Raw genomic sequence first — 24,626 nt, 5'->3', positions numbered from 1 at the left:
TATTACGCTATTTTCTTCACTTACTTCAATTTTATTAGCTGATATGGAGCCAAACAGCGGAGACTCCTGCGGGTTAAGCGAAGTGCCGAAATCCACTCGAGCCTTAGCTCGAGTTAGTTTGGCGCAAGCCCCGCGGAAAAAACATGTGCTCCTGCAGCACTTCGTGCTTCGTCGCAAAGGTATTGACCCAAGAATTGGGTCAATACCTTCGCAGCTGTTTTGCGGAATATCGGCTTACACCTGAGCTATCGCAGAAATATCTTACCAGTTCACCTGGTATTTTAGTGGTTAATTCTGTATGTTTAATATATTCAGACAAAATATTCGGTCACAGGGGGAAATGGAAATGAAACCAATCATCGGCATCACGGCATCAAAAGAATTAGGCAAGGAACAATATGCAATCGAACAGGCGGACACGGACGCTATTTTACAGGCAGGCGGCTTGCCGATTATGCTTCCGCATTTATTGCAGGAAAAGGACATTGACCAGATTGCGAACCGAATTGATGGATTATTCGCTGCTGGCGGCTACGACATCGATCCTACGCTATTCGGCGAGGAGCCGCATCCAAACCTTGGTGTGATCATCCCGTCGCGCGACGCGTTTGAATTGGCATTGATCAAAAAAGTGTTGGAGCTGGGCAAGCCGATTCTGGCTGTCTGCCGCGGAGCGCAGATCTTGAACATTGCGGTGGGCGGGGATATGTATCAGGACATCACGACCCAAAAGGAAGGCGATTTGCTTCAGCATCAGCAAAAGGCGCCGAAATTCCATGGTTCGCATTTCGTTAACGTTCCGGAAGGATCGCTGCTGCAGCGCTTGACGGGAACCACGCAATTGAAAGTCAATAGCCGCCATCATCAAGCCAACCGGATGGTGCCGGAGTCTTTCTTGGTCAGCGGTACAGCCAGTGACGGTGTGATTGAAGCGATTGAAAGCAAGGAACATCATTTTGTGTTGGGCGTGCAATGGCATCCGGAGAACATGGCAATTGCCGGTGACGCCCCTTCTATGGGCATTTTCAAAGGCTTTATCGAAGCGTGCCTGGAAGAGGGGGATGAGTAAGTGCAGATTATCGATACGCATTGCGATGCTTTATTGAAATTACAGCTTGCTAAAAGAGGGGCTTTCTACAAACAGCAACCCTTGAATTTCACGGATGCGGAAAGCATCGAAACAAATTACGAGCGGCTTTGGTCAGGCGGGGTCAAAGTCCAATTTTTTGCGGTATTCCTGTATCCGGATTTGCCGGACAATGAAAAATGGCAGCACGCGCTTGAACAAGTCGATTTGTTTTACACTGAAATTCTTGGGAAAAACCCGGCCATGAAGCACATCAAACGCTGGGAAGATATTGATGCGCTGGCGGATGGAGAAATCGGCGCTGTTTTGACGCTTGAAGGAGCGGATGCTTTCGGCAATGATTTGATGAAGCTGCGCCAATTGTATCGCCTGGGCGTGCTGTCAATCGGCCTGACATGGAACAATGCGAATTTATGTGCAGACGGCGCCGGAGAGCCACGGGGTGGTGGGCTGACCCTGCTAGGCAAGGACGTTGTGCGCTTGAACAATGAAAACCGGGTCTTCACAGATGTTTCGCATTTATCGGTGAAAGGGTTCTGGGACGTTATGGAACTCGCTGATTATCCGATTGCGAGCCATTCCAATGCCCGGGCTCTTTGCGATCACCCAAGAAACCTGGATGATGAGCAAGCTAAGGCAATGTTCGCGAAGAACGGCATGATTGATGTCGTGTTTTGCCTGGACTTTATCAAACCCAATCCAAAAGATATTATGATTCCGGATTTAATCCGGCACATTGACCATTTTTGCAGCCTCGGAGGCGTAAAGCAGATTGGGATCGGTTCTGATTTTGACGGCATCGCTTCCCACATCATCGATCTGGAAAATGCTTCGAAGTTCCAAAATCTTGTAAATGAATTGCAAAAGCATTATTCGGAAGATGAGGTAGCGGGTTTCGCGTACCGGAATTTCCTGGAACATCGGCCAGGCATGAATGTTCAAAAAAGCTGAAGAACAATAAGCAAAGCCCTGCAAACGAAAAAAAGCGTGCCGCTGAATTCAGCGGCACGCTTTTTTTTCTACTCCTCGTATACTTGTGCAGGAGCGTTTTTCGTGTTCTTGCGTTTATGGATGACAGCGTTGATTTCCGCGCCGATCACGAGGATCAAGCCGGTCAAGAAGAACCAAAGCATCAAGACGATAAGCCCTCCAAGGCTTCCGTAAGTTGCGGAATAACTTCCGAAGTTTGCCACGTAGATCGAAAATCCAAGTGACACGACTTGCCATAAAACGGTAGCGATGACTGCACCGATCAATACCTCTTTGAAAGGGAAGTGCTTATTCGGCGCAAACTTGTAAAGGAATGCCAGCACGATGCTCATGACCGCGATCGAGATGACCCAGCGCAGAACTTGGAAAATGATTTCCGTCTGTTCCGGCAAGTTCAAGGTTGTACTGATTGCATCGATGATGGCTCCGCCGAAGATCGGCAGCACCAAAGCGATGATGACGGCAACAAGCATGAACAATGTCAAAACGATTGCTGTTGCTTTCTTTTTGATGAACGAACGGGTTTCTTCGACATCGTAAGCTTCATTCGTCGCTTCGATAAAGGCGTTCATGGCATTTGAGGCTGACCATAACGTACCCAAAATACCGAATGTCAACAAACCGCCCGATGGCGTAGTGACAACGCTGACGATCGTATCTTCGAATGTCCTAGCCACTTCACCTGGCATGATGCCGGCGATGAACTTCATAGCGTCATCCGGGTCAATCTGCAAATAAGGCAGGATTGACAGCAGCAAAATTAATAAAGGAACAATTGCTAATAAATAATAATAGGCTTGTGCAGCAGCTAAGGTTGTGGCTTTGTCTTTTTTGATTTCGCCGCCAACAGCTTTAGCATACGACATGAATTTGCTCATATATCCGACCTCCATACTTTAGACTATTCTTTATATGCCCCATTGCTGGCTGAGTTAATCCTGAAATTTTAAAATCGCCCACATATCATGCCGCTATTCACGCATAGCTGCTCCAATAATGTCGTCAAAAGAAAACTTTAATACGTTTCCGCTGCTGTCTAAAGACAGCATTTTGAGCCTGAGATCTATCGCAGTTACAACCCCGGTGAAAGCTTGCGCCTCTTCTTGCCAAACCTGGATTTCGACTAGGCATTGGCGTCTATAAGCCAAATGGATTTCCTCGTAAAGAGCTTCAAGATCGAATTCGTCCAAATAAGGCCGTGCATCGCTGCGCTCGTGCTTCTGCCAATCGCGGAGCATCTGAACATGTTCGGGCAGCATCATCGCTGTCCACTTGATTGTACCCCGGTCTTTGATTTGTCCATTCACTTTTAATTGCCTGTTCAGTTTCATGCAAATCCCTCCTTCTATATTATAAGAACATTTGTTCTTATAATATAGAAGGGTGTCGTTATGGTCAATGCCAATTGGGAAATAATGTTCGTTTAAACGGGAAAAAGCAGGACATCTGCAATGAGATGTCCTGCTTTTTGTTAATCCCTTAGAATTTCCAATGAGACTTTTACAATATGATGATTTTCCATTTCGAGGATAATCCAGCGCTGCCCAGTTTTTGAAACGATATCACCAATTTCTGCTTCCACCAGTTGATGCTGGATCCAGCCTGCAATCGTATCGATATCGTCACTGTCTTCAAAATCCAGATTGAATCGCTCTTCAAGGTCTTTCAGCAATACACGCCCATTTAAAAGGTAGCGGTCTTCGCTTTCTTTAATGATTTCAGCTTCTTCTTCATCATCGAATTCATCGCGGATTTCGCCGACAATTTCTTCCAAAATGTCTTCCATGGTAATAATTCCTGACGTTCCGCCGTATTCATCAATCACCAAAGCGATATGCGTGCGGTCCTTCTGCATCTTCATCAATGCGGTCTGGAGAGGCGTCGTTTCATGGAAATAAGGAAGGCTATGGATGAAATCCTGCATTTTCACATCGCCTGCAAGCGCATAATGGGTCAAGATTTCTTTGGCATTGATAAAACCGATCAAATCATCTTTATCGCCATTATTCGCAATAGGATAGCGCGTGTAGCGATGTTCCCGAAGTTCAGCTAAAAGTTCTTCACAGCTCAAGTCTTGCGGGAAAGCGACAATCTGGGTACGCGGCACCATGACGTCTTTGGCGCTGCGCTCATCGAATGCGAATATATTTTGCATAAAGGACAATTCGGTTTGGTTGATCTCGCCGCTTTGAAAACTTTGTGCCATGATGATCTTTAGTTCGTCTTCCGAATGGGCCTGTTCTTCTGAAGCAGGCTGGACACCGAAAATGCGCAGGAAAACGCGCGCCGAACCGTTAAGCAAATAGATGAACGGCGCCATGATTTTACCGAACCAATAAAGTGGCGGCGCCAGCAGCAATGACATGCGTTCGGCGAATTGGAGCGCCAATGATTTCGGCGCCATTTCGCCGATGACAACATGCAAAAAAGTCACAAGCGAGAAAGCCAGGACAAACGAAACGATGGCCGAAACCGATGACGGGATACCGAATGCATCGAAAACAGGATGCAAAATCCGCTCCACGGTCGGTTCTCCGAGCCACCCAAGGCCAAGTGCTGTTACCGTAATTCCGAGCTGGCAGGCGGATAAGTAATAATCCAGATTCCCGACTACTTTCTTGACCGTCAGCGCCTTTTTATTGCCTTCTTCGATCAGCTGGTCGATGCGCGACATGCGGACTTTGACGACGGCGAATTCAGCCCCGACGAAAAAGGCTGTCAATGCGATTAATAAGATGAGCAAAACTAAATTCAATAAAAGTATGGGGTCCAATAAATTCCCTTAAATAAGGGATTCACCTCCGGATTTTTTTGGTATTGTTATAAATTTACCATAGTTAAAAGGCAAAACCTATCGTTTTAGATTAATCAGCGAGTACCTCACGGGTGATTTCCTTTATATCAACAATCGAGTCTTCACTGATGACGTCTTCAAGAATGACATGCCGGAAGTAATCAACGCTCGCTTTCAGCGGGATAGCCAGCAGTTTTTTCAAGGCAATGCGGTACATCGCAACGAATTCCTTGTCCGAATTGCCGCGTTTCAATTCAGCGAACGACTCATAGAATTGATCGAGCTTGTCTGCCATCTCAAGCAGCCGCCCTTCGGTGGAAGCGTCTTTCCCTTCTTTCATGCGGTCGAAGAATACGTCGTGGAATTCTTCAGGGATTTCGCGGTAGATGAATTTTTCCATCATGCCTTCTTCCACTTTTGCAATCATTTCTTTAAGTTCAGGTGAAGAGTGCTTGACAGGCGTTTTGATATCGCCGATAAACACTTCCGCAAAGTCATGGTTAATGGTCTTTTCATACAGCGACTTCCAATCGACATTTTTTCCTGCCCGTTCTTCGATGGTGGCAAAGAACATCGCATATTGGCTGACTTTCCAGGAATGCGCCGCTACGTTATGCTCTTCGAATTTAAATCTGCCCGGAGCACGGATAATCCGCTCCAAATCATTTAATGAGGTAAAAAACTTATGGATTCCCATCGCCCTCGACTCCTTTAATTTTTTCTCTATACCTCATCATACCCGGTTTTCAGTATAATAAAAGAAGATACTAAAAAAGGGGAACAGGCGACATGACTGGAAAAACACACATCATTGGGGGCATTGCCGCAAGCCTGGCATTTGCCCAAATCACACATTACGATCCGGTTATACTCTTATGCTCCGGAACAATAGGGGCGCTGTTGCCGGATATCTGCCACGGAGGCAGCAAAATCGGCCGCTCGTTCCCGGTTTTATCGAAAATCATCAATGTTCTGTTCGGACATCGGACATTTACGCACAGCCTGCTTTTCTTAGTGCTGATGGGCATCCTGTTTAATGCTATCGGGGTGGGAGAAGCCATCAGCGCCGGTTTTCTGGTCGGAATGGTCAGCCATCTTATATTGGACATGGCGACGAAAAATGGGATTAAATTACTTTTTCCATTGAAAGTGACAATCCGCTTCCCCATCACTGCAACAACTGGTGGAACTGCTGAATACCTGGTATTTTCCGGGCTTTCAGTATTGGTCGTCTATTTTGGTTATGATGCTTTTTCAATCTACTTCCAATAGAACATTGGACAGAAATTCTGCCAGCTATGAAATTGAACCTGAAATAGGAGTTTTATCGTTGCGTTATAGGGAATAATCGCCCTATAGACGAAAAACAGGAGGCGAAATTCATGGGAAAAGACGACTTTTCGAATGAACGCCCTCTCGGCGGCTCAAAAAACCGCCGCGAACGGGAAGAATTCGAAGGCATCCAGCAGGAATCCAGTGAAGACGGAAGAGACATGGAAAAAAAGGGCGCACACAGCAACCTTGGAGTCGGTGATGAAGAAACGCCAATAAAAGAAAACGAAAAAGAATGAAAAAATGCCGCCTCAGTTTTTAGCCGAGGCGGCATTTTTACGGTACATCGATACAGCAAGTAGGTATAGCATGGGCAACGATGCAGTGAACAGCACCAAAGCGTTCCAGCCTCCAGCAGTCCAAAGCGGACTTAACAGCGAGCTGCCGGCAGCGACGCCGATATAATAAGCGACAAGGTATAAGCTCGAAGCGCTTCCTTTATGATGGGCAGCTTGCTGTCCTACGGAGGCTGCAGTCAAGGAATGGGCAGTAAAGAAGCCCAGGCACGTCACGCATAAACCGACTGCGATGAGCCAGACTTGGGAGCTTAGGGTCATCAGAATCCCCAAAGACAAAATCACCACACCGGCCCTGCGCACAGTTCGGAGGCCGAATCGTTCTGCGGTGCGCCCGGCCAGAGGTGAACCAACGACACCGATTCCGTATGCGAAGAAGAAATAAGAAATGGCCTGCAGCGTCAAGGAGTATGGGGGTGCTTCCAAGTGGAATGGCAAATAAGTCCAGATGCCTGTAAACGAAATCTGCAAAACTGCCCCTAGGCCGAAGACGACAAGCAAAGAAGGGTTTTTCAAATGGAAAAGAAAGCCCGCAATGTCTTTGGCGAAGCTTAGGTCGCTTGGTCGGAAATGAAGGGATTTCGGCAGCAGCAGCAACACAGCGGCGAAAAGCAAAAGGCCGGTTATCCCGAAAACAAGGAAGGCGGTCTGCCAGGAAAAGTGGTCTGACAGATAGCCGGCGAGCACCCGGCCGATCATACCGCCAAGTGCATTGCTGGAAATGTAGAGGGCGGTCGCATACGCGATGTCTTTCCGGTCGATCTCTTCACTGATATAAGCCAGTGCCGCTGCGGGAACTCCTGCCAGCGCAAAACCTTGGATCAGGCGGAGAACAATAAACCAGGTAAAAGATTCAATGAACGGCAGCAGGAAAAAAGGGAGCGCCGACCCAAGCAAGGAATAGATGATATAAGTTCGCCTGCCGTTGCGGTCAGAAAAGAAACCGAGAACGATCAAGCCGGCAATCAGTCCGACAATTGTCGAAGACAATGCCAAGCTGGATGTGGAAATCGAAACCTGGAATTCTGAGACGAAAAGCGGAAGCAGCGGCTGCACGGCGTACAGATTAGCGAAGATGAAAAGAGAAGCGAGCAGCAGGCTGAGCATGATCTTCCAAAAATCTTTGTCTTTGGAAGTGTGTTTTTGAAGCTCCATAAAATTCACATCCATTCGCTTGGCGATACCAATATATTACCATTAATCAACTGCAATGGAATTGTGTTTGAGAAAGACATGAAAAAATCCCGCAAATCGAATGATTGCGGGATTTTTTCATATTTTATTGAAGAAAGAAAGAATCTGTTTCTTCGAAGGTTCTTGAAGGCGATAGCGAAGTTCTTTGTTTTGGGTATTTACCAAGTGGTAAGCCGGGTTTTCAGCAACCGTGAACTTCCAATGCGGTTTTGTGTTTTTCTTCTTGATCTGAAGCTCAGGCGGCATCATTTTTTCTTTGAAGCTTTCGAGTTTAGCCATCAAAAAGGTATCCATATACCGTACGATCAAAAAGCCTTGTTGACGCTCCGGGTCGAATTTCGCCAAGCTGAATTCGCTGATATCAAAACCTTTTTCGTACCGTTGGACTGATGGAGATAAAACGAAGCAATCCTCATTTGCAAATACCGATGAGTTGCCTTGTTGCTTCAGCCCTAATTCTTCTACCAGAAAATCTTTGTTTACCAGACTCATTTCTCGTGCAGTAGCCATGTAATTCCTCCTTGTAAAGCTCTTTATGTCTTATTATACCACTCTTTTGCAGCGAATGGGGATGAAACGGGCTAATGCGATTTACCAGGTGCACGCAATTGGGGGGATGCGAATAAAGAATAGGTGATAATATTGGAAAAATGAGCTGATAACAATTAAAAGACGGAAAATTCTGTTATATTAAAGGTATGGAAACAAGGATGGAATGGAGGGTTTGTATGTGCGGCAGATACGCGTTGTATACGGATTATGCCATGATTTTAGAAAGGTTTCACATTGAAGAAAGTGCAGTTGGCGAAGGGGAGTATTCACCCAGCTACAACATTGCTCCTTCCCAAAAAGTGCTGGCAATAGTGAACGACGGAACAAAGAACCGTCTTGGCTATTTGAAATGGGGGCTAGTACCGCCGTGGGCGAAAGACCAGAAAATCGGCTATAAGATGATCAATGCCCGAGCAGAGACGGCTGCCGAAAAGCCAAGTTTCCGCCATGCATTCAAGAAAAAACGCTGCTTGATCATTGCGGATGCGTTCTATGAATGGCAGCGTACGGACGAAGGAAAGATTCCGATGCTCGCCAAGCTGAAGTCCGGAAAGCCATTCGCTTTTGCGGGGCTTTGGGAAACATGGCAATCACCGGAAGGGGAAACTGTGAACACTTGCACCATCCTGACGACACAGGCCAATCGTGTAATGGGGACAATCCATGACAGAATGCCCGTCATGCTGTCGGAAGAAGGAGAGAAGCTCTGGCTCGATCCCGAACAAGATCCACAGGTTCTCGAAGAGTTATTGAAGCCGTTCGACTCGGAGGAAATGGAAACTTTTGAAGTCTCAGATGCCGTTAATTCGCCAAAACACAATGGACCGGAGTTGATTCGAAAAGTAGGATGATCGGAGGGATTCCAAATGAAGAGTGGCCTGATTTTAGAAGGGGGAGGCATGAGGGGCGTTTATACGGGGGGAGTTCTTGAAAAATTTTTGGAGGAAAAATTGTTTGTGGATTACATTATCGGGGTTTCGGCAGGTGCCTGCAATGCATCTTCTTATGTGTCGCGGCAATCCGGGCGCAATCGTGAAGTGACAATTGGATACGTCCATCATCCGGATTATATATCAGTAAAGAACCTCCTGCTGAAAAGGGAATTGTTCGGCATGAACTTGATTTTTGACGAAATTCCAAATCGTCTCGTGCCATTCGATTACAAGAATTTCAATAAAGCCACCGAAGAATTCGTAGTAGGGACGACTGATTGCATGACGGGTGAAGCCATCTACTATAAAAAGAACGAGCATGCGGATGACATCCTATCGATTGTCCGGGCCTCAAGCTCAATTCCTTTGATGGCACGGCCCGTCGAATACAATGGGCGCATGTTGATGGATGGGGGGCTTGCTGATCCCCTGCCAATCCGAAAAGCGCTGGAGGATGAAGTGACAAGGCCGGTCATTATTCTCACCAAAGAGAAAGGGTACCGCAAAAAAAAGAATTCTTTTGCCCGCATCGTGCCAACCTTTTACCGCCAGTTCCCAGGAATCATCAAGAACCTGGAGGATTGGGCTATCCGCTATAATGCAACAATGGAACTTATCGAAAAAATGGAAGCAGAAGGGACGGTGCTGGTCATCCGGCCATCTAAATATTTCAAAATGACCGGAATGGAGCGGGATGTCGGAAAGCTGACAGAACTCTATGACTTGGGCTATAAAGATACTGAAGAAATGATGGACGTAATCTATAAATTTATCAGCCACTAAAACCGCTGGAAGCCAGCGGTTTTTTTGTATGGCGGTGCGCCCGCCCGCAATCGGAAATATGGTAAAATCGGAGAGAGGTGCATTTATGATCGAGCGATTGAACCATCACCAGGAAAAGACGGCAAAAGAAATTCAGCGCCTGCAAAAACGCGCATACCAAGTTGAAGCCGAGCTGATCGGTTTCGACGGCATTCCGCACTTAAATGAGTCGATACTGGAAATACAGAATTCAGGGGAAACCTTCATTGGGTATTTCAACGGAGTGTTGGCCGGCTTCATCTCTTACAAAGCGAAGGGACCTTTAATCGACATCCACCGGCTCGCCGTTGCACCGTCGCATTTTCGGCAAGGAATAGCCCGCCAATTGTTGGAGCATTTACTGGGGAATTTTCCGGACAGCGGCTTTATTGTCAGCACAGCCACATTGAATGAGCCCGCCAGAAAACTGTATGAAACTTTCGGCTTTAAAGAGCAAGGAAGCTTCGAACCGGAACCGGGAATTTCTTGTGTAATTTATCATAAAATCAAAACATTGCCTATAAATGATTTCGAAAAGTAAAAATATTTATAATTTATCTTTCAAAACGGAAGTAAAAGTCGTATAATCATATACAAAAATATAGTTTAGAGGTGCGCTTATGAAATTGGATGAAATCGATCGAAAAATTTTGGAGTTATTGACCGTCAATGGCCGTTCCTCCTATGTCGACATTGGCAAGGAATTGAACTTGTCGCGTGTGGCAGTCCGGGAACGCGTCCACCAATTGACAGAGGCGGGTGTCATCGAAAAATTCACTGTGGTCATCAATAGCGAAAAGGTCGGCAAAAAAGTATCCGGATTTTTTGAAGTGGACTGTGAACCATCTTCCTTGGTTGAAGTGGCGCAAGCATTGGCGGACAACCCAAGCGTTGCCAGCTGTTATCAGATGACGGGGCCATCAACGCTGCACATGCACGTTTTGGTGGATGATTTTATGGACTTGGAAAAGTTTATCAACGAGGAGTTATATGCGCTTGAAGGCATCACGCGTGTAGAAAGCCATATTCTTTTACGGCGTTTCAAGAGCAGAAATGGTTTGAAACTCTAAGAGCTTGCAGCATATTCAATTGCTGCAGGCTTTTTTTTTGTGCGGAAAATCAGATGGACTGAAGTTTTATAAGCGATTGCGAAGCAGAGCGCTTCCATCTTTGCAGACTAGGAGGAAATTTAAGAAACGGTTATGTTGCTGCAAGTAAGTATGCGCTAGCTGCAAGTAACCTATAGCTTTCCGCAAGTGAAAAAAGAATGCCGCAAGTAAGCTCAACATCAGGTCAGGAAGAAGATTTTATGTGTGGGATCCCAACCGCATATCATGGCGTACGGCTGCGGCAAGGAAGACTGTTTTGCGGAATATCGAAGATTAGAAACATAAATTCAATTTTTATAGCTGCTTTCTTTTTGTATTCCAGAATATTGGAAAGCGGTTACATCCAAATATTTCAAAAAGATTAAAAACGAATGTGATTTCGAACTAAAAGAAAGATTTGTAACCTTAATTTTAATTTTTTGATTGAAAAAAACAAAAAATAATTACTTTTTTGAAAATTCGTATAGATTTTTCAAAACATTTGCTCTATAATCAAAGAAATCAAAAAAATCATTTGTTAATCGTTTTCATTTAAATACTTAACAAATGTAAAGAGGGGGAGGAACAATGCTTGCTTTAATAATCCGCCGAATCATGCAATTAGCATTCTTGCTGTTCGGAATCTCATTTCTCGTCTTTTCTTCCATGTATATAGCGCCCGGAAATCCGGCAGCTATCATTGGCGGCCCGACTGCTACGGCGGAAGATATAGCGGCAATCGAAGCGAATCTCGGCTTGGACGATCCGTTTCTTACACAATATGTACGCTACGTCAGCAATGCGGTGCAAGGGGATTTTGGTTATTCCTATCAAACTTCTCAACCGGTAGCTGATGCAATCGCAGTCCGCTTTCCAAATACCTTGAAACTGGCAATCGCCAGTATGATTGTCGCGGTGGTCATCGGCATCATTACAGGCCTGGTCTCGGCATTGAAGCAAAATTCCTTGCTGGATGTCTCGGCAACGACATTTGCATTAGCGGGGATCTCGATACCGAACTTCTGGCTGGGGGCATTGCTCATCCTGGTTTTCTCGGTCAATCTCCAATGGCTGCCGGTAGGCGGGATGACGAATCCCTTCTATACATTAGCGGGGATTAAAGAATTGATTCTGCCGGCCATCACACTCGGCACAGGTTCAGCGGCGATGATTGCCCGCATGACACGATCTTCGATGCTGGAAGTGATCCGGGCGGATTACGTCCGGACTGCACGCGCAAAAGGCGTCAGAGAAAAAAATGTCATTTGGATTCATACCTTGAAAAACGCGATGATCCCGATTATCACCGTTATCGGCTTGAATTTCGGTTTCCTGCTGGGCGGAACGATCATTACAGAAAAAGTATTCGCCATCAATGGAGTCGGCCGCTTGATGATCGATGCCATTGCTGCCCGGGACTTTCCGATGGTCCAAGGTTCCGTGCTTCTCGTCGCAACCTTGTTCGTAGTCGTCAATCTGCTTGTTGATATCATCTACACCTATATCGATCCACGGATCAAATTCGATTAAAAAGGAGGGGACCTAATGGCAATGGCGGAAACAGTTGCTTTAAAAGAAAAAAAGCGCGAGAAATATATCGTCACCACGATTCGGCGCTTGTTTAAAAACAAGTTGGCAGTAGCTGGCCTGATTATCGTTATTCTGCAAATCCTGATGGCCATTTTTGCACCGGCCATCACGGTGCACGATCCGATTAAGCAGAATCTCGCCAGCAGTGAATTGCCAATGTTCAGTGATGGCCATTGGCTTGGCACGGATAATTACGGCAGGGATGTTTGGAGCCGCATCGTCTTCGGAGCCCGGATTTCCCTGGTGGTCGGACTGGTTGCTGTATCGTTAGGGCTTATCGGCGGAGTGCTCCTGGGCATGCTCGCCGGCTTTTACCCCAAGCTTGACGCAGTAATCATGCGCTTTGTCGATTTGCTGTTTTCGTTTCCGGGAATTCTTTTGGCGATGCTGATCATCGCTATCCTGGGAACTAGCCTGGTCAATGTTGCGATTGCCATCAGCATCTGGTCGATTCCTACATGTGCACGCATTGTCCGCGGCTCGGTGTTATCGATCAAAGAAAAAGAATACATCATGGCCATGCGCTCGATGGGCGCTTCGGATCTGCGGATCATGGCCCGCCACATTTTGCCGAACGCCACTGCACCAATCATTGTTTTTGCAACAATGCGGATGGCGACTGCAATCCTTTCCACAGCCTCACTCAGTTATTTAGGGCTCGGCGCACAGCCTCCGACTCCGGAATGGGGCGCAATGATTTCGCAGGGCCAAGACTTTATGTGGACATCTCCGCATTTGACGATTGTGCCCGGCATCGCCATCATGCTGACAGTTTTCGCGTTTAATGTACTCGGAGACGGCTTGCGCGACGCGCTTGATCCGAATATGGATATACAACAATAAGAATGGGGGAATTTAAATGAAAAAACACTGGCTGCTTTTATTAACATTGATCGGGGTATTGATTTTAGGGGCTTGTTCAGGAGGAAGCACAATTCCCGAAGGGGAAGAAGGCTCAGGTTCTGGTTCAGAGCCGGCAAGCGAGGGAGCGAAGGAAGTTATTTATGCTTCGACTTCTGACGCAGTAGGATTATCACCGACAATGACAAATGACTCTGTTTCTTCGAACGTCATGACCCAAATTTATGAAAACCTCTTTGAAAGAAATCCGGAAACAATGGAATTGGAACCAAAGCTTGCGGAGTCCTACGAAAACACAGATGACCTGACGTGGGTGATCAAATTGAAAGAAGGCATCACTTTCCAGGATGGCACACCATTCAATGCGGAAGCCGTTAAATATTCTTTCGATAAATTGCGCGATCCGGCAACAGGAGCGCCGCGTGCGTCCTTGCTGGAGCCAATTGATACAGTAACAGCGGTTGATGAAACAACTGTAGAAATCAAAACAAAATACCCATACGGACCGTTGCTTGCAGCATTGTCCCACTCAAATGCAGCGATTATCAGCCCAACTGCTGACGAAAAGCAAGATTTGATGCAAAACCCGGTAGGTACTGGCCCATTCAAATTTGTCAGCTGGGCAACTGGAGACCAAATCGTCCTTGAAAAAAATGCCGATTACTGGGATGGAGAAGTTGCTCTTGATAAAGTGACATTCAGAGTAGTTCCTGAAACATCCACAGCTATTTCAATGCTTCAGACAGGGGAAGTGAACTTCCTTGATGCATTGCCGCCAGAACAGATTTCCCGTATTGAAGGCTTAAAGAATGTTGAAGTTGCTAAACAGGAAGGGACTCCGGTCTACTACTTGACGTTCAATCATTCGAAAGAACGCAACCAAGATCCAGCGTTCCGCAAAGCGGTGGCACAAGCAGTCGACCGTGACGCATTTGTTGAAAAACTGAATGGATTAGGTGTAAGAAGCGATAGCGTGCTTGGACCGAAAGTTTTCGGCTATAACGAAAGTGCAGACAATGCAGGAACAGCATACGATCCGGAAGCTGCTAAAAAACTTGTTGAAGAAAACGGTTTTGGCGATGAGCCGATCAAATTGCTTGCGGCAAACCGCGATAACTTTGTGCTGATGGCTGAAATTGTCCAAGCACAATTGACTGATGCTGGATTCAAAGTTGAAATTGAAATGATGGAATGGGCGACATTCCTTGATACAGCACGTGCAGGTGAATACGATATGACATTCTTAAGCTGGTCGAATGTAACGAGCGACGGTTCTGAAATGTTTTATCCGAACTTCCATTCCGATAACGTTGGAAACTCAAACCGTGCGCAGTACAGCGATCCTGAATTCGATAAGCTTGTAGAAGCGTCGCGTACAACGATCGACCAAGATGAGCGCGAGCAATATTTGAACGAGGCGAATATGTACATGCTTGAAAACGATGTAGCCATCGTGATGTACCATGGCCTTGTGACTTCAGCTACTGACAAATCGGTCAAAGGGCTGAAAGTGGACCCTAATGGCCAATGGAGCTTAAAAGACGTAACGAGAGAGTAGGGAGAATATGGGAGAAAGATTGCTTGACGTGAAGAATTTGGTCACATCATTTCGTACAGCCGATGGAACATTGCAAGCGGTCAGAGATGTTTCTTTCCATGTCGATAAAGGGGAAACGCTTTGCATCGTCGGCGAGTCCGGCTGCGGGAAAAGCATCACTTCTTTATCGGTGATGCGCTTGCTGCCATCCAACGGTTCAATTGAAAGCGGGGAGATTCTGCTGAACGGCGAACCTCTTCAAAATCTATCAAATGAACAAATGCGAAAAATCCGCGGCAACCGGCTTTCAATGATTTTCCAAGAGCCGATGACTGCGTTGAATCCGGTTTTGACGATCGGCTATCAATTAAGGGAGCCGCTGATGCTGCACCATAAAGTGTCTAAAGCAGAAGCATCGAAACAAGGCATTGAATTGCTCCGGCAGGTGGGAATACCCAATCCGGAGAAACGGTTGAACCAATACCCGCATGAATTGAGCGGGGGGATGCGGCAACGGGTCATGATCGCCATGGCCTTGTCCTGCCATCCGAGTCTGCTGATTGCGGATGAACCTACTACGGCGCTGGATGTTACCATCCAGGCACAAATTCTGGACTTGATCAAAGATTTGAAAGAGAAATTGAATATGGGTGTTTTGATGATTACGCATGATATGGGCGTCGTAGCAGAAGTTGCAGACCGCGTCATGGTCATGTACGCAGGGAAGAAAATCGAAGAAGGGCCGGTGGAAGAGATATTCACCAATCCGAGCCATCCCTATACGTTAGGGTTGCTGCATTCGGTGCCGAACGTCGATGATCCTGAATTTGAACTGGAGCCGATTCCGGGCAATATGCCTGGATTGAATGAACAAATCAGCGGCTGCCGTTTCCATCCACGATGCAAATTCGCTATGGATAAATGCAAAGTGACGGAACCTCCTAATTTCAAGGTATCCAATGGCCATAGTGCGATGTGCTGGCTGAACGAAAAGGAGGCCGAAAAAGATGAAAGCAGTGGAAGAGTCACGGTCGAATCCTGAAGTCCTCGTTGAATTGAATGGCGTTAAAAAATACTTTCCGATCAAAGGCGGAGTCTTTAAACGGGTTGTCGGCAATGTCAAAGCTGTTGAGTCGGTAACGCTGAAATTATACAAAGGAGAAAGCCTCGGAGTGGTGGGGGAATCCGGCTGTGGAAAATCGACGCTGGGGCGCACAATCCTCGGGCTTGAGGAGCTGACTGATGGTACAATTAGCTTCGGGCAGCAGGAAATCCAGGATTTGAGCCGCAAGGAAAAAAAGAAATTCGTCAAAGAAATGCAGATGATTTTCCAGGATCCTTACGCTTCGCTGAATCCGCGCCAGCGCATCGGACATGCATTGGATGAAGTGTTCACGATGCATACCGATATGTCGGCGAAAGAACGGAAAGATTCTGTTTTGAGCTTGTTAGCCGAAGTGGGGCTGAAGCCTGAACATTACGACCGCTATCCACATGAATTCAGCGGAGGCCAGCGGCAGCGAATCGGCATTGCCCGGGCAATTGCCCTCAATCCTTCTTTTGTCATCTGCGACGAAGCGGTATCGGCATTGGATGTTTCAGTACAGGCGCAAGTCTTGAAATTGCTGAAAACCATCCAGAAAAAATACGATCTTTCTTATATGTTCATTTCCCACGATTTAGGAGTTGTGCGCTATTTCTGCGATCGGGTGCTTGTTATGTACCTCGGGAATATGGTGGAAATGAGCGATGTATCCAAAATCTTCAACAACCCGCTCCACCCTTATACAAAAGCGTTGTTGTCGGCGATTCCAAGGCCGGCTATCAACGCGAAACGCGAACGCATCCGCCTCGTTGGCGATATGCCGAATCCGGCAAATCCGCCTACAGGCTGCCCATTCCATACCCGTTGTCCAATTGCACAGGATATTTGTAAAGTGGATAAGCCGGCGTTTGTGGAACATGAACCAAATCATTTTGCGGCGTGCCATTTCGCGGGCAAACTATGAGCCGGGTGCCGGGGGAAACTCCGGCAGCTGGCTTTTATTCTTATAACTGGAGGAATTTCAATGGACTATTTACAGCACCCATTCGAATCGAAAAGGCATACGGTATTTTCAAAAAAGGGCATGGTTGCAACTTCCCAGCCTTTAGCGGCCCAAGCAGGAATCGAAGTGATGCAAAACGGCGGCAATGCAATTGATGCTGCAATTGCGACAGCGGCAGCGCTGACGGTCGTTGAACCGACTTCCAATGGAATCGGGGGAGATGCATTTGCTTTGGTATGGGTGAAGGACAAGCTCCACGGACTGAACAGTTCTGGTCCGGCACCGGCGAAGATTTCAGTAGAAGCGGTAAAAGCGCTTGGTCACGACAAGATGCCGGTCCACGGTGTCGTGCCGGTAACCGTTCCTGGCGTTCCCGCTGCATGGGCGGAACTTTCCAGCAAATTCGGCAAATTGCCTTTGTCCGAAGCGTTAAAACCGGCAATCCGCTATGCAGAAGAAGGCTATCCGTTGACGCCGATTCTCGGCAAGTACTGGAAAGCGGCCTATGAAAAATTCAAGGATTCGTTCACTTCCGAAGAATACCAATCGTGGTTCGATACGTTCGCACCGAATGGCCAGGCTCCGGAAATCGGAGAAATGTGGTCTTCGCCAGGACATGCGTCGACATTGAAGGAAATAGCTGAAACAGAAGGGCGTTCTTTCTACGAAGGGCCGCTCGCTGAAAAAATCGATGCTTTCATGAAAGAGCATAATGGTTTCCTTGCAAAAGAGGACCTTGCAGCATTCAAACCGCAATGGGTTGAACCGGTATCCGCCAATTACCGAGGTTATGATGTGTGGGAAATTCCACCCAACGGCCAAGGCATGGTAGCGTTGATGGCATTGAATATCTTCAAAAAACTGAAAGAGCCGAAATGGCAGTCAGCTGACACCTATCATGAACAAATCGAAGCGATGAAGCTGGCTTTCACAGATGGCAAAGAATTTATCACGGAACCGGAAGCGATGCCTGTCAGCGTCGAACATCTTCTGTCTGAAGAATATGCGGCACAGCGCGCCGGTACAATCAGTGAAAGTGCAGCAGATCCTGTTCCTTACGAGCTGCCTAAAGGCGGGACCGTTTATTTGTCTGCAGCAGATGAAGAAGGCAATATGATTTCCTATATCCAGAGCAATTACATGGGCTTCGGTTCAGGAATCGTCATTCCGGGAACGGGAATCGGCCTCCAGAACCGCGGAGCGGATTTCTCGCTTGAACCGCAGCATCCGAATGTCCTGCAAGGCGGGAAACGGACATACCACACGATTATTCCTGGATTCCTGACCAAAGATGGCAAAGCGGTCGGTCCATTCGGCGTAATGGGCGGCTACATGCAACCGCAAGGCCATTTCCAAGTGGTCACGAACACCATCGACTATTTAATGAATCCACAGGCTGCTCTCGATATGCCGAGATGGCAATGGATGGGCGGCAAAACGATTTTGGTCGAGCCGAACTTCCCGAATTATTTAGCGCAGTCGCTTGCGCGTAAAGGGCATGCAATTCAAGTAGCTACAGACGGCGGTGCTTTTGGCCGCGGCCAGATCATCTGGCGCAATCCGGACACGGGCGTATTGTCAGGCGGCACAGAGTCCCGTACGGATGGAGCCGTGGCTGTTTGGTGACTGAAGGGAAAAAAGGGATGGAGCCGCGGGCTGGTTCAGCCTTAAAAATCAATGCCGATTTATTTGCCGCCTTTTTTCGCGTCGGTATTTTAGGCTTTGGCGGAGGTCCGTCGGCAATCCCTCTTTTCCATGCGGAAGCTGTGAAAAAATATGATTGGATGACTGAAGACGAGTTCAGCGATACCTTGGCGCTTGCCAATACGATGCCAGGGCCGATTGCCACGAAAATGGCCGGCTATATCGGCTATCGCATCGGCGGCATCGTTGGCAGCATGACTGCGCTGATTGCGTTAGTGGTGCCGACGGTCCTGATGATGATCCTGCTGCTAGGGGCACTACAGCAATTCAAGGGTGTGGAATGGGTCAACAGCATGTCAGCAGCAGTCGTTCCGGTTGTTGCGGTCATGCTTGGGGTGATGACCTGGGATTTTGTGAAAAAATCCGGGCAATCCCTGGGTTGGCCTCGCGCTGCCTTGCTGCTCGGAATTTCAGTCCTGTTGATGGAAATCCTCCATATCCATCCGGTTGTTTTAATCATCGGAATTCTGTTGATCGTGTTGCTGGGCTTTAGAAAAGGAGGGCGGACAGCGTGATTTACTGGTCCATTTTTCTGGCGTTTTTTATTCCTGGCATTTTGGGCTATGGCGGAGGCCCTGCTTCCATCCCGCTTGTTGAAAAGGAAGTGGTTGACCGGTACGGCTGGATGACGACGCAGGAATTCGGGGAAGTGCTGGCATTGGGGAATGCACTCCCAGGACCGATTGCGACGAAAATGGCTGGCTATATTGGGTATATGGAGGGCGGAATCCTCGGCTCGTTTATCGGGCTGTTCGCTTCGATAGCACCTTCGCTGATTTTGATGGTCGCGTTGATGATGACGTTGATGAAATATAAAGATTCCCCGAAAGTCAAAAACATCACGAAGATGATCCGTCCCGTCATCGCTGTTCTTTTAGGCGCCATGACGCTGCAGTTTTTCATGACATCGGCTGAAACGTCCGGCGGTGTGCAGACCGTAGTACTTGCGGTGCTCAGTTATTGGCTATTGGAAATCAAGAAAATCCATCCGGCGTTTGTCATTTTGCTCGCACTCGTCTACGGAGGCCTCAGCGGTTTGTTTTAGTATGAGACTCTTGATATATCTTTTCATTTTGCTTCAACGCACTTTCATGTCTCGAAGGTAGCGAAGCGATGCAGAGACAGACGGACGCTTTCCGCGGGCACGGCTTCAGTCTCCTCGTCGCTTCGCTCCTGCGGGGCCTTCAGCTCGCGTCGCTCTGTCGCTTTGCTCCATCACTGCTCCCGCAGGAGTCGCCGTCTTCCGCTTCATTCAAAGGTGTTCTTAATAACAAGTTATTTTTTTGATTGAAGAACTTCAAAGATATACCATCTGCACTTTAATACTAGTCTCCAGATATGGAGCAAAACAGCCCCGACTCCCAAGGGAGCAGTGAAGCGATGAAGTGCCGAAATCCACTCGGGCGTCAGCACGAGTTAGTTCGGCGCAAGCCCGCAGGAAAGCGGGGCTGTTTTGCGGAATATCGGCTTTACAAATTGAATGTTGCTTAGTTCCTCAACAACCTCCAAACCATCCGCATGCAGCGGGTGGTTTTTTTGATGCAGGCAGAAAACTTTACTTCTAATTCGAGATATTTTATGATTGCAATCAAGGACAATCGTTGTCCTCGTTAATAAGGGATAGAGGTGAATTTCATGCACATGAAGACAGGGGTCGAACAATCCGTATATGCCATTCTTTTGCTGAATATGCTGCCCGGCAGAGCTGTGCTTTCCGGAGAAGCGATCAGCCAGCAGCTAAATGCGTCACCCACTTATTTTCAGAAGTTATTGAGGAAATTGGTCAGTGCGGATTTGGTGGCATCAGTGCCTGGCGTTAAAGGTGGATTTCGGTTGAAGAAGCGGCCCGAGGAAATCTGTGTGTACGATATTTACTTGGCTATCGAGGGCAGGCAATCGCTGTATTCTCCAAGCGGGATTCTGGGTGATTTGCTGGAACTTGAAAAAACAGAGGCCAGCTGCTTGTTGACGGATTTGATGGATGAAGCCGAGTCGGCATGGAGAGCTGTCATGGAGCGGGAAACAGTGGCTTCATTGGCACGGAAGATGGAAGAAGAGCGATTCCAGCCGAAAGCGGCAGAACTTCAAAAATGGTTAAACGAAAAAATGCTTGTTCAGGAAAGGAGCGGTAATCGATGATTGCAAGTTTGACGCGCATTAACGAATTATCAAAAATAGCAAAAGAAATAGGTTTGACGAAAGCCCAGGAAGTGGAACGGCAAGTGCTGCGCGAAGATTATCTGCGCGAGATTCGTGGACAGGTAGAAAGTTCGGTTACCGGATTGACGATTATCGACCCACTCGGCAACGACGTTACGCCAGAAAAATTAAAAGATAAAACCATTAATAATAATATATAGAAAGAAAGTGATTATAGATGAATGATTATTTAGTAAAAGCATTAGCGTACGACGGGCAAGTCCGTGCTTACGCCACACGAACAACTGAATCTGTTGGGGAGGCGCAGCGCCGCCATTATACGTGGCCGACTGCTTCCGCTGCACTTGGCCGCTCAATGACAGCGACCGTCATGCTCGGAGCCATGATGAAAGGCGAAGAAAAGCTGACAATCAAAATCAACGGCAATGGCCCGCTTGGAACGATTTTAGTGGACGCCAATGCCAAAGGGGAAGTCAGAGGCTATGTGTCGAACCCGCATACCCATTTTGATTTGAATGAAAAAGGGAAATTGGATGTGCGCCGCGCTGTCGGAACGGAAGGCACACTGTCGGTATCAAAAGACATCGGCTTGCTGCATCCTTTCGTCGGGCAAGTGCCGCTCGTATCCGGAGAACTGGGTGAAGACTTCACGCATTATATTGTTACTTCAGAGCAGATTCCTTCTTCAGTCGGAGTCGGCGTAATTGTCAATCCGGACAATAGCATCCAGGCTTCAGGAGGCTTTATCATCCAGTTGATGCCGGGCACTGAAGAAAGTGTCATTGCGCATATTGAACAGCGCCTATCGGAAATTCCGACCATTTCAAGCATGGTGCGCGACGGCTTGACACCAGAAGAGATTTTGTCGGAAGTTCTTGGCAGCGAGAATGTCAAAGTCCTTGAAAAAATGCCTGTGCAATTCCAATGCCAATGTTCACGTGAGCGCATCTCGAATGCTATCGTCAGCCTTGGCCCGGCAGAAATCGAGGACATGATTGCGACTGATGGCCAAGCGGAAGCCCAATGCCATTTCTGCAATGAAACATACCATTTTTCCAAACAGCATCTCGAAGAAATGCTTGGTTAGAAGTTTAATAGGAATGCAGCGGATCTGTTCCGCTGCATTTTTTTTGGTAGAAAACCGCTGTTTTACTGAGAGCGGTTTAGTTGGTATGAAACGAAAAGTATGTTATTATTATCTCGAATTCAAGATAAGTTTTAAGCTAATCAAAAAAGGGGAAAGCCTGAACAGGGGCTTTCTACTATCTCAGGAGGTTTTAAAAAATGAAACACATATTCCAAAAAGGTACCGACCCATCCAAACCAACATTTCTGATGCTCCATGGCACAGGAGGCAACGAAAACGACTTGCTGCCGATTGCCGCTCATATCGATTCGCAGGCTTCCGTCTTAAGTGTCCGCGGCAACGTTTCAGAAAATGGCATGCCGCGCTTTTTCAAGCGCTTGTCTGAAGGTGTATTCGATATGGAAGATTTAAAAATGCGGACAGAAGAATTACACGAGTTTATTGGCAAAGCAGCTGAAGAACACGGTTTTGACCGTGCCAATGTCATCGCCATCGGCTACTCGAACGGAGCGAATATTGCAGCCAATCTGCTTTTCACATACGCAGATGCGCTGAAAGGCGCGATTCTCCACCACCCGATGGTGCCGAACCGCGATACGGAATTGCCGGACTTGGCAAATGTTCCTGTATTCATTGCAGCTGGTACGAATGACCCGATTTGCCCGGCACAAGAGTCGACAGATCTGGAGCGGCTTTTAAGCGATGCCGGCGCCAGCGTCAAGCTTCATTGGGAAAATTATGGACATCAATTGACCATGCCGGAAGTCGAAGCGGCGAAAGAATGGTACGATAACTTATAATCAATCAACCCCTCTTGCGTAAAAGAGGGGTTTTCAAAATTTCAGGAGGAGGGATGTTATGAAGGAAAACCCGCATATCCAGGAGCAACTCGAAGCATGGGTGAAAGAAAACAAGGGACATGCCGTCTTAGGCACGACCGCCCAATATATTCCAGCGCTTGGCAAAGTCGATCCAAGCCTTCTGGGCATTTGCATGGTCGATGAAGACGGCCATTATTATTGTGCAGGGGATACGGACAAGGAATTTACACTGCAAAGCATATCGAAGGCCTTGACGTTCATCGCTGTCAGCTGCCATTACGGCTTGGATTTCGTGTTGGAGCGCGTCGATGTCGAGCCGACCGGAGAAGCGTTCAATTCGATTATCCCATTTGAAATACACCGGCCGAACAAACCATTCAATCCTTTTATCAATGCAGGAGCAATAACTATTTCTGCACTCTTGCCAGGTCCGACAAGCCAGAAGAAATACGAATTTTTACTGGAATTTCTGGAAAAGCTCGTCGGCCATGCGTTGGAGCTTGATAAGGAAGTGTACGATTCTGAATGGAAGACATCCCATCGCAATCGGGCACTTGCCTACTACTTGAAAGAAGCGAAGTTTTTGGATATTGAAGTGGAGGAAGCATTGGATATATACATCCGCCAATGCTCCATCAAAATGAGCGTCAAGGACTTGGCGCTGATCGGGCTGATCATCGCATACGACGGTTTTAACCCGATTACGAAGGAAACGCATTTCTCGGCTGAAATTGCGCAAGTTGCCAAAGTCTTGATGGTCACCTGCGGCATGTACAATTCATCCGGCAATTTTGCGGCACATGTCGGCATCCCAGCAAAAAGCGGCGTGTCTGGCGGAATCATGGGGGCTGTGCCTCCAAAATTGCATTCCCAGACCTACGAATTCAAGGCTGGTGCAGGCATCGGGGTTTACGGACCGGCGATTGATGTTCAAGGGAACAGCGCCGCAGGGACGATGATGCTGCGGCAGATTTCAAAAGAATGGGATTTAAGTATATTTTAAGTGGGAAGTCCTGCAGGCTATTTATGCCTGCAGGGCTTTTTTCATGTTTTTCCATTTTGCGTTTTATTAAAAAATTTAGAGGGTAGAAAGATTAAAGAAAGAAAATTGCGGCAGAGGAGTGGAGAAATGGATAAGAAAACAAAAATCGGCGCTGACAGCAAAGACGAACAGTTGGAGCAATTCCGCAGCGATGACGCCGGTAAGGATCTTACAACCAACCAGGGAGTCAAAGTATCGGAGGATGAATTTTCACTGAAAGCTGGAGAACGCGGGCCAACGCTGATGGAGGATTTTCATTTCCGCGAAAAAATGACGCATTTTGACCATGAGCGAATTCCTGAGCGTGTGGTCCATGCCAGAGGCTATGCGGCGCATGGTGTTTTCGAAGCATATGATTCATTGGAACATTTGACGAAAGCCAAATTCCTGTCCGAGAAAGGCAAGAAAACGCCTGTTTTCGTTCGTTTCTCCACTGTAGCAGGATCTAGAGGTTCCGCTGAAACCGTGAGGGATGTCCGTGGGTTTGCGACAAAATTCTATACGGAAGAAGGGAATTACGATTTGGTCGGCAACAATATGCCTGTTTTCTTTATTCAGGATGCCATCAAGTTCCCGGACTTTGTCCATGCCGTTAAACCGGAACCGCATAACGAAATGCCTCAGGCAGCGAGTGCCCCATCACCCATTGCGCTTTGGCTGGGAAATAAGTTTCCATCGGCAGTTCCGTCAGCGGACTACTTTGGAAATTC

Annotated in this window: 28 protein-coding genes; 22 read left to right on the top strand and 6 right to left on the bottom strand. The window is 47.3% G+C overall.

Annotation, left to right across the window (positions count from 1 at the left end):
• The first annotated feature begins 346 nt into the window (after nt 1-346).
• Both EGV91_RS15760 and EGV91_RS15755 read left to right on the top strand, forming a co-directional pair.
• Entirely contained in the window at nt 347-1,069 is a 723-nt protein-coding gene (locus EGV91_RS15760) for a gamma-glutamyl-gamma-aminobutyrate hydrolase family protein (protein ID WP_135505370.1), read from the top strand.
• Nucleotides 1,070-2,038, top strand: coding sequence for a dipeptidase (locus EGV91_RS15755; protein ID WP_135505368.1), 969 nt, complete (start codon nt 1,070-1,072; stop codon nt 2,036-2,038).
• A 68-nt stretch (nt 2,039-2,106) separates the two neighbouring features.
• On the opposite strand, the gene EGV91_RS15750 is transcribed toward EGV91_RS15755, so the two are convergent.
• From EGV91_RS15750 to EGV91_RS15735, 4 genes are all read right to left on the bottom strand, one after another.
• Nucleotides 2,107-2,955, bottom strand: coding sequence for a YihY/virulence factor BrkB family protein (locus tag EGV91_RS15750; RefSeq protein ID WP_135505366.1), 849 nt, complete (start codon nt 2,953-2,955; stop codon nt 2,107-2,109).
• A 93-nt stretch (nt 2,956-3,048) separates the two neighbouring features.
• Nucleotides 3,049-3,408 (bottom strand): YolD-like family protein, encoded by a 360-nt coding sequence (locus tag EGV91_RS15745; RefSeq protein WP_135505364.1) that lies wholly within the window; start codon nt 3,406-3,408, stop codon nt 3,049-3,051.
• 140 nt (nt 3,409-3,548) lie between these two features.
• Entirely contained in the window at nt 3,549-4,850 is a 1,302-nt protein-coding gene (locus EGV91_RS15740) for a hemolysin family protein (RefSeq protein WP_241666209.1), read from the bottom strand.
• Between the two features lie 91 nt (nt 4,851-4,941).
• Nucleotides 4,942-5,568: a YfbR-like 5'-deoxynucleotidase gene (locus tag EGV91_RS15735; RefSeq protein ID WP_135505362.1), complete on the bottom strand. Its 627-nt coding sequence runs from the start codon at nt 5,566-5,568 to the stop codon at nt 4,942-4,944.
• Nucleotides 5,569-5,660: 92 nt separating this feature from the next.
• Between EGV91_RS15735 and EGV91_RS15730 the strand changes: the two genes are divergently transcribed.
• Nucleotides 5,661-6,143, top strand: coding sequence for a metal-dependent hydrolase (locus tag EGV91_RS15730; RefSeq protein WP_135505360.1), 483 nt, complete (start codon nt 5,661-5,663; stop codon nt 6,141-6,143).
• Between the two features lie 110 nt (nt 6,144-6,253).
• Complete coding sequence (locus EGV91_RS15725; protein ID WP_135505358.1) at nt 6,254-6,442, top strand: hypothetical protein; 189 nt, start codon at nt 6,254-6,256, stop codon at nt 6,440-6,442.
• Nucleotides 6,443-6,454: 12 nt separating this feature from the next.
• Here the strand turns inward: EGV91_RS15725 and EGV91_RS15720 are convergent, their stop codons facing one another.
• On the bottom strand, nt 6,455-7,654 hold the full coding sequence (locus tag EGV91_RS15720; RefSeq protein ID WP_135505356.1) for an MFS transporter: 1,200 nt from the start codon (nt 7,652-7,654) through the stop codon (nt 6,455-6,457).
• A gap of 117 nt (nt 7,655-7,771) precedes the next feature.
• Nucleotides 7,772-8,203, bottom strand: coding sequence for a hypothetical protein (locus EGV91_RS15715; protein WP_135505354.1), 432 nt, complete (start codon nt 8,201-8,203; stop codon nt 7,772-7,774).
• 218 nt (nt 8,204-8,421) lie between these two features.
• Between EGV91_RS15715 and EGV91_RS15710 the strand changes: the two genes are divergently transcribed.
• From EGV91_RS15710 to EGV91_RS15625, 18 genes are all read left to right on the top strand, one after another.
• Nucleotides 8,422-9,096 (top strand): SOS response-associated peptidase, encoded by a 675-nt coding sequence (locus EGV91_RS15710; protein ID WP_135505352.1) that lies wholly within the window; start codon nt 8,422-8,424, stop codon nt 9,094-9,096.
• Between the two features lie 15 nt (nt 9,097-9,111).
• On the top strand, nt 9,112-9,960 hold the full coding sequence (locus EGV91_RS15705) for a patatin-like phospholipase family protein (RefSeq protein ID WP_135505350.1): 849 nt from the start codon (nt 9,112-9,114) through the stop codon (nt 9,958-9,960).
• A gap of 85 nt (nt 9,961-10,045) precedes the next feature.
• Nucleotides 10,046-10,519 carry a GNAT family N-acetyltransferase gene (locus EGV91_RS15700; RefSeq protein ID WP_135505348.1) on the top strand — a complete coding sequence of 158 codons (474 nt, stop codon included), beginning with the start codon at nt 10,046-10,048 and terminating at the stop codon, nt 10,517-10,519.
• Between the two features lie 79 nt (nt 10,520-10,598).
• A complete protein-coding gene (locus tag EGV91_RS15695) occupies nt 10,599-11,048 on the top strand; it encodes an Lrp/AsnC family transcriptional regulator (RefSeq protein WP_135505346.1) in 450 nt (149 codons plus the stop codon).
• Between the two features lie 606 nt (nt 11,049-11,654).
• Nucleotides 11,655-12,596 carry an ABC transporter permease gene (locus EGV91_RS15690; RefSeq protein WP_135505344.1) on the top strand — a complete coding sequence of 314 codons (942 nt, stop codon included), beginning with the start codon at nt 11,655-11,657 and terminating at the stop codon, nt 12,594-12,596.
• Between the two features lie 15 nt (nt 12,597-12,611).
• Nucleotides 12,612-13,499, top strand: a complete 888-nt coding sequence (locus tag EGV91_RS15685) for an ABC transporter permease (RefSeq protein ID WP_135505342.1) — start codon at nt 12,612-12,614, stop codon at nt 13,497-13,499.
• Nucleotides 13,500-13,515: 16 nt separating this feature from the next.
• On the top strand, nt 13,516-15,075 hold the full coding sequence (locus tag EGV91_RS15680; protein ID WP_135505340.1) for a glutathione ABC transporter substrate-binding protein: 1,560 nt from the start codon (nt 13,516-13,518) through the stop codon (nt 15,073-15,075).
• Between the two features lie 7 nt (nt 15,076-15,082).
• Nucleotides 15,083-16,096, top strand: a complete 1,014-nt coding sequence (locus EGV91_RS15675) for an ABC transporter ATP-binding protein (RefSeq protein ID WP_135505338.1) — start codon at nt 15,083-15,085, stop codon at nt 16,094-16,096.
• Nucleotides 16,062-17,063 (top strand): ABC transporter ATP-binding protein, encoded by a 1,002-nt coding sequence (locus EGV91_RS15670; RefSeq protein WP_135505336.1) that lies wholly within the window; start codon nt 16,062-16,064, stop codon nt 17,061-17,063. Before EGV91_RS15675 ends, EGV91_RS15670 begins: the two co-directional genes overlap by 35 nt.
• Before the next feature lie 60 nt (nt 17,064-17,123).
• Nucleotides 17,124-18,728: a gamma-glutamyltransferase family protein gene (locus EGV91_RS15665; protein ID WP_135505334.1), complete on the top strand. Its 1,605-nt coding sequence runs from the start codon at nt 17,124-17,126 to the stop codon at nt 18,726-18,728.
• 17 nt (nt 18,729-18,745) lie between these two features.
• The gene (locus tag EGV91_RS15660) at nt 18,746-19,321 is read left to right on the top strand and encodes a chromate transporter (protein ID WP_135505388.1); all 576 of its coding nucleotides are present in this window, start codon (nt 18,746-18,748) and stop codon (nt 19,319-19,321) included.
• A complete protein-coding gene (locus EGV91_RS15655) occupies nt 19,318-19,851 on the top strand; it encodes a chromate transporter (RefSeq protein WP_135505332.1) in 534 nt (177 codons plus the stop codon). The genes EGV91_RS15660 and EGV91_RS15655 overlap by 4 nt, the downstream gene beginning before the upstream one ends.
• A 590-nt stretch (nt 19,852-20,441) precedes the next feature.
• Complete coding sequence (locus EGV91_RS15650; protein WP_135505330.1) at nt 20,442-20,945, top strand: RrF2 family transcriptional regulator; 504 nt, start codon at nt 20,442-20,444, stop codon at nt 20,943-20,945.
• Nucleotides 20,942-21,166 carry a DUF896 domain-containing protein gene (locus tag EGV91_RS15645; RefSeq protein ID WP_135505328.1) on the top strand — a complete coding sequence of 75 codons (225 nt, stop codon included), beginning with the start codon at nt 20,942-20,944 and terminating at the stop codon, nt 21,164-21,166. Before EGV91_RS15650 ends, EGV91_RS15645 begins: the two co-directional genes overlap by 4 nt.
• Nucleotides 21,167-21,183: 17 nt before the next feature.
• Nucleotides 21,184-22,053, top strand: a complete 870-nt coding sequence (hslO, locus tag EGV91_RS15640) for an Hsp33 family molecular chaperone HslO (RefSeq protein ID WP_135505327.1) — start codon at nt 21,184-21,186, stop codon at nt 22,051-22,053.
• Nucleotides 22,054-22,250: 197 nt separating this feature from the next.
• Nucleotides 22,251-22,853, top strand: coding sequence for an alpha/beta hydrolase (locus EGV91_RS15635; protein ID WP_135505325.1), 603 nt, complete (start codon nt 22,251-22,253; stop codon nt 22,851-22,853).
• 58 nt (nt 22,854-22,911) lie between these two features.
• Nucleotides 22,912-23,877 (top strand): glutaminase, encoded by a 966-nt coding sequence (locus EGV91_RS15630; protein ID WP_135505323.1) that lies wholly within the window; start codon nt 22,912-22,914, stop codon nt 23,875-23,877.
• A 126-nt stretch (nt 23,878-24,003) separates the two neighbouring features.
• On the top strand, nt 24,004-24,626 hold a 623-nt coding region (locus tag EGV91_RS15625; protein WP_241666208.1), incomplete at its 3' end, for a catalase.

The sequence above is a fragment of the Planococcus koreensis genome, assembly GCF_004761975.1.
Lineage (GTDB): Bacteria > Bacillota > Bacilli > Bacillales_A > Planococcaceae > Planococcus > Planococcus koreensis.
Note: the sequence above shows the minus strand (reverse complement) of the source record. Positions and strands in the feature narration are given on the sequence as shown.

Excerpts from the sequence above, each read along its gene's own strand:
- EGV91_RS15735 (WP_135505362.1), bottom strand. The coding sequence starts at position 5,568 with ATGGGAATCCATAAGTTTTTTACCTCATTAAATGATTTGGAGCGGATT.
- EGV91_RS15700 (WP_135505348.1), top strand. The coding sequence starts at position 10,046 with ATGATCGAGCGATTGAACCATCACCAGGAAAAGACGGCAAAAGAAATT.
- EGV91_RS15715 (WP_135505354.1), bottom strand. The coding sequence starts at position 8,203 with ATGGCTACTGCACGAGAAATGAGTCTGGTAAACAAAGATTTTCTGGTA.
- EGV91_RS15730 (WP_135505360.1), top strand. The coding sequence starts at position 5,661 with ATGACTGGAAAAACACACATCATTGGGGGCATTGCCGCAAGCCTGGCA.
- EGV91_RS15760 (WP_135505370.1), top strand. The coding sequence starts at position 347 with ATGAAACCAATCATCGGCATCACGGCATCAAAAGAATTAGGCAAGGAA.
- EGV91_RS15630 (WP_135505323.1), top strand. The coding sequence starts at position 22,912 with ATGAAGGAAAACCCGCATATCCAGGAGCAACTCGAAGCATGGGTGAAA.
- EGV91_RS15690 (WP_135505344.1), top strand. The coding sequence starts at position 11,655 with ATGCTTGCTTTAATAATCCGCCGAATCATGCAATTAGCATTCTTGCTG.
- EGV91_RS15750 (WP_135505366.1), bottom strand. The coding sequence starts at position 2,955 with ATGAGCAAATTCATGTCGTATGCTAAAGCTGTTGGCGGCGAAATCAAA.
- EGV91_RS15650 (WP_135505330.1), top strand. The coding sequence starts at position 20,442 with ATGCACATGAAGACAGGGGTCGAACAATCCGTATATGCCATTCTTTTG.
- EGV91_RS15675 (WP_135505338.1), top strand. The coding sequence starts at position 15,083 with ATGGGAGAAAGATTGCTTGACGTGAAGAATTTGGTCACATCATTTCGT.
- EGV91_RS15665 (WP_135505334.1), top strand. The coding sequence starts at position 17,124 with ATGGACTATTTACAGCACCCATTCGAATCGAAAAGGCATACGGTATTT.
- EGV91_RS15645 (WP_135505328.1), top strand. The coding sequence starts at position 20,942 with ATGATTGCAAGTTTGACGCGCATTAACGAATTATCAAAAATAGCAAAA.
- EGV91_RS15695 (WP_135505346.1), top strand. The coding sequence starts at position 10,599 with ATGAAATTGGATGAAATCGATCGAAAAATTTTGGAGTTATTGACCGTC.
- EGV91_RS15680 (WP_135505340.1), top strand. The coding sequence starts at position 13,516 with ATGAAAAAACACTGGCTGCTTTTATTAACATTGATCGGGGTATTGATT.
- EGV91_RS15670 (WP_135505336.1), top strand. The coding sequence starts at position 16,062 with ATGAAAGCAGTGGAAGAGTCACGGTCGAATCCTGAAGTCCTCGTTGAA.
- EGV91_RS15635 (WP_135505325.1), top strand. The coding sequence starts at position 22,251 with ATGAAACACATATTCCAAAAAGGTACCGACCCATCCAAACCAACATTT.
- EGV91_RS15720 (WP_135505356.1), bottom strand. The coding sequence starts at position 7,654 with ATGGAGCTTCAAAAACACACTTCCAAAGACAAAGATTTTTGGAAGATC.
- EGV91_RS15705 (WP_135505350.1), top strand. The coding sequence starts at position 9,112 with ATGAAGAGTGGCCTGATTTTAGAAGGGGGAGGCATGAGGGGCGTTTAT.
- EGV91_RS15745 (WP_135505364.1), bottom strand. The coding sequence starts at position 3,408 with ATGAAACTGAACAGGCAATTAAAAGTGAATGGACAAATCAAAGACCGG.
- EGV91_RS15685 (WP_135505342.1), top strand. The coding sequence starts at position 12,612 with ATGGCAATGGCGGAAACAGTTGCTTTAAAAGAAAAAAAGCGCGAGAAA.
- EGV91_RS15710 (WP_135505352.1), top strand. The coding sequence starts at position 8,422 with ATGTGCGGCAGATACGCGTTGTATACGGATTATGCCATGATTTTAGAA.
- EGV91_RS15660 (WP_135505388.1), top strand. The coding sequence starts at position 18,746 with ATGGAGCCGCGGGCTGGTTCAGCCTTAAAAATCAATGCCGATTTATTT.
- EGV91_RS15725 (WP_135505358.1), top strand. The coding sequence starts at position 6,254 with ATGGGAAAAGACGACTTTTCGAATGAACGCCCTCTCGGCGGCTCAAAA.
- hslO (WP_135505327.1), top strand. The coding sequence starts at position 21,184 with ATGAATGATTATTTAGTAAAAGCATTAGCGTACGACGGGCAAGTCCGT.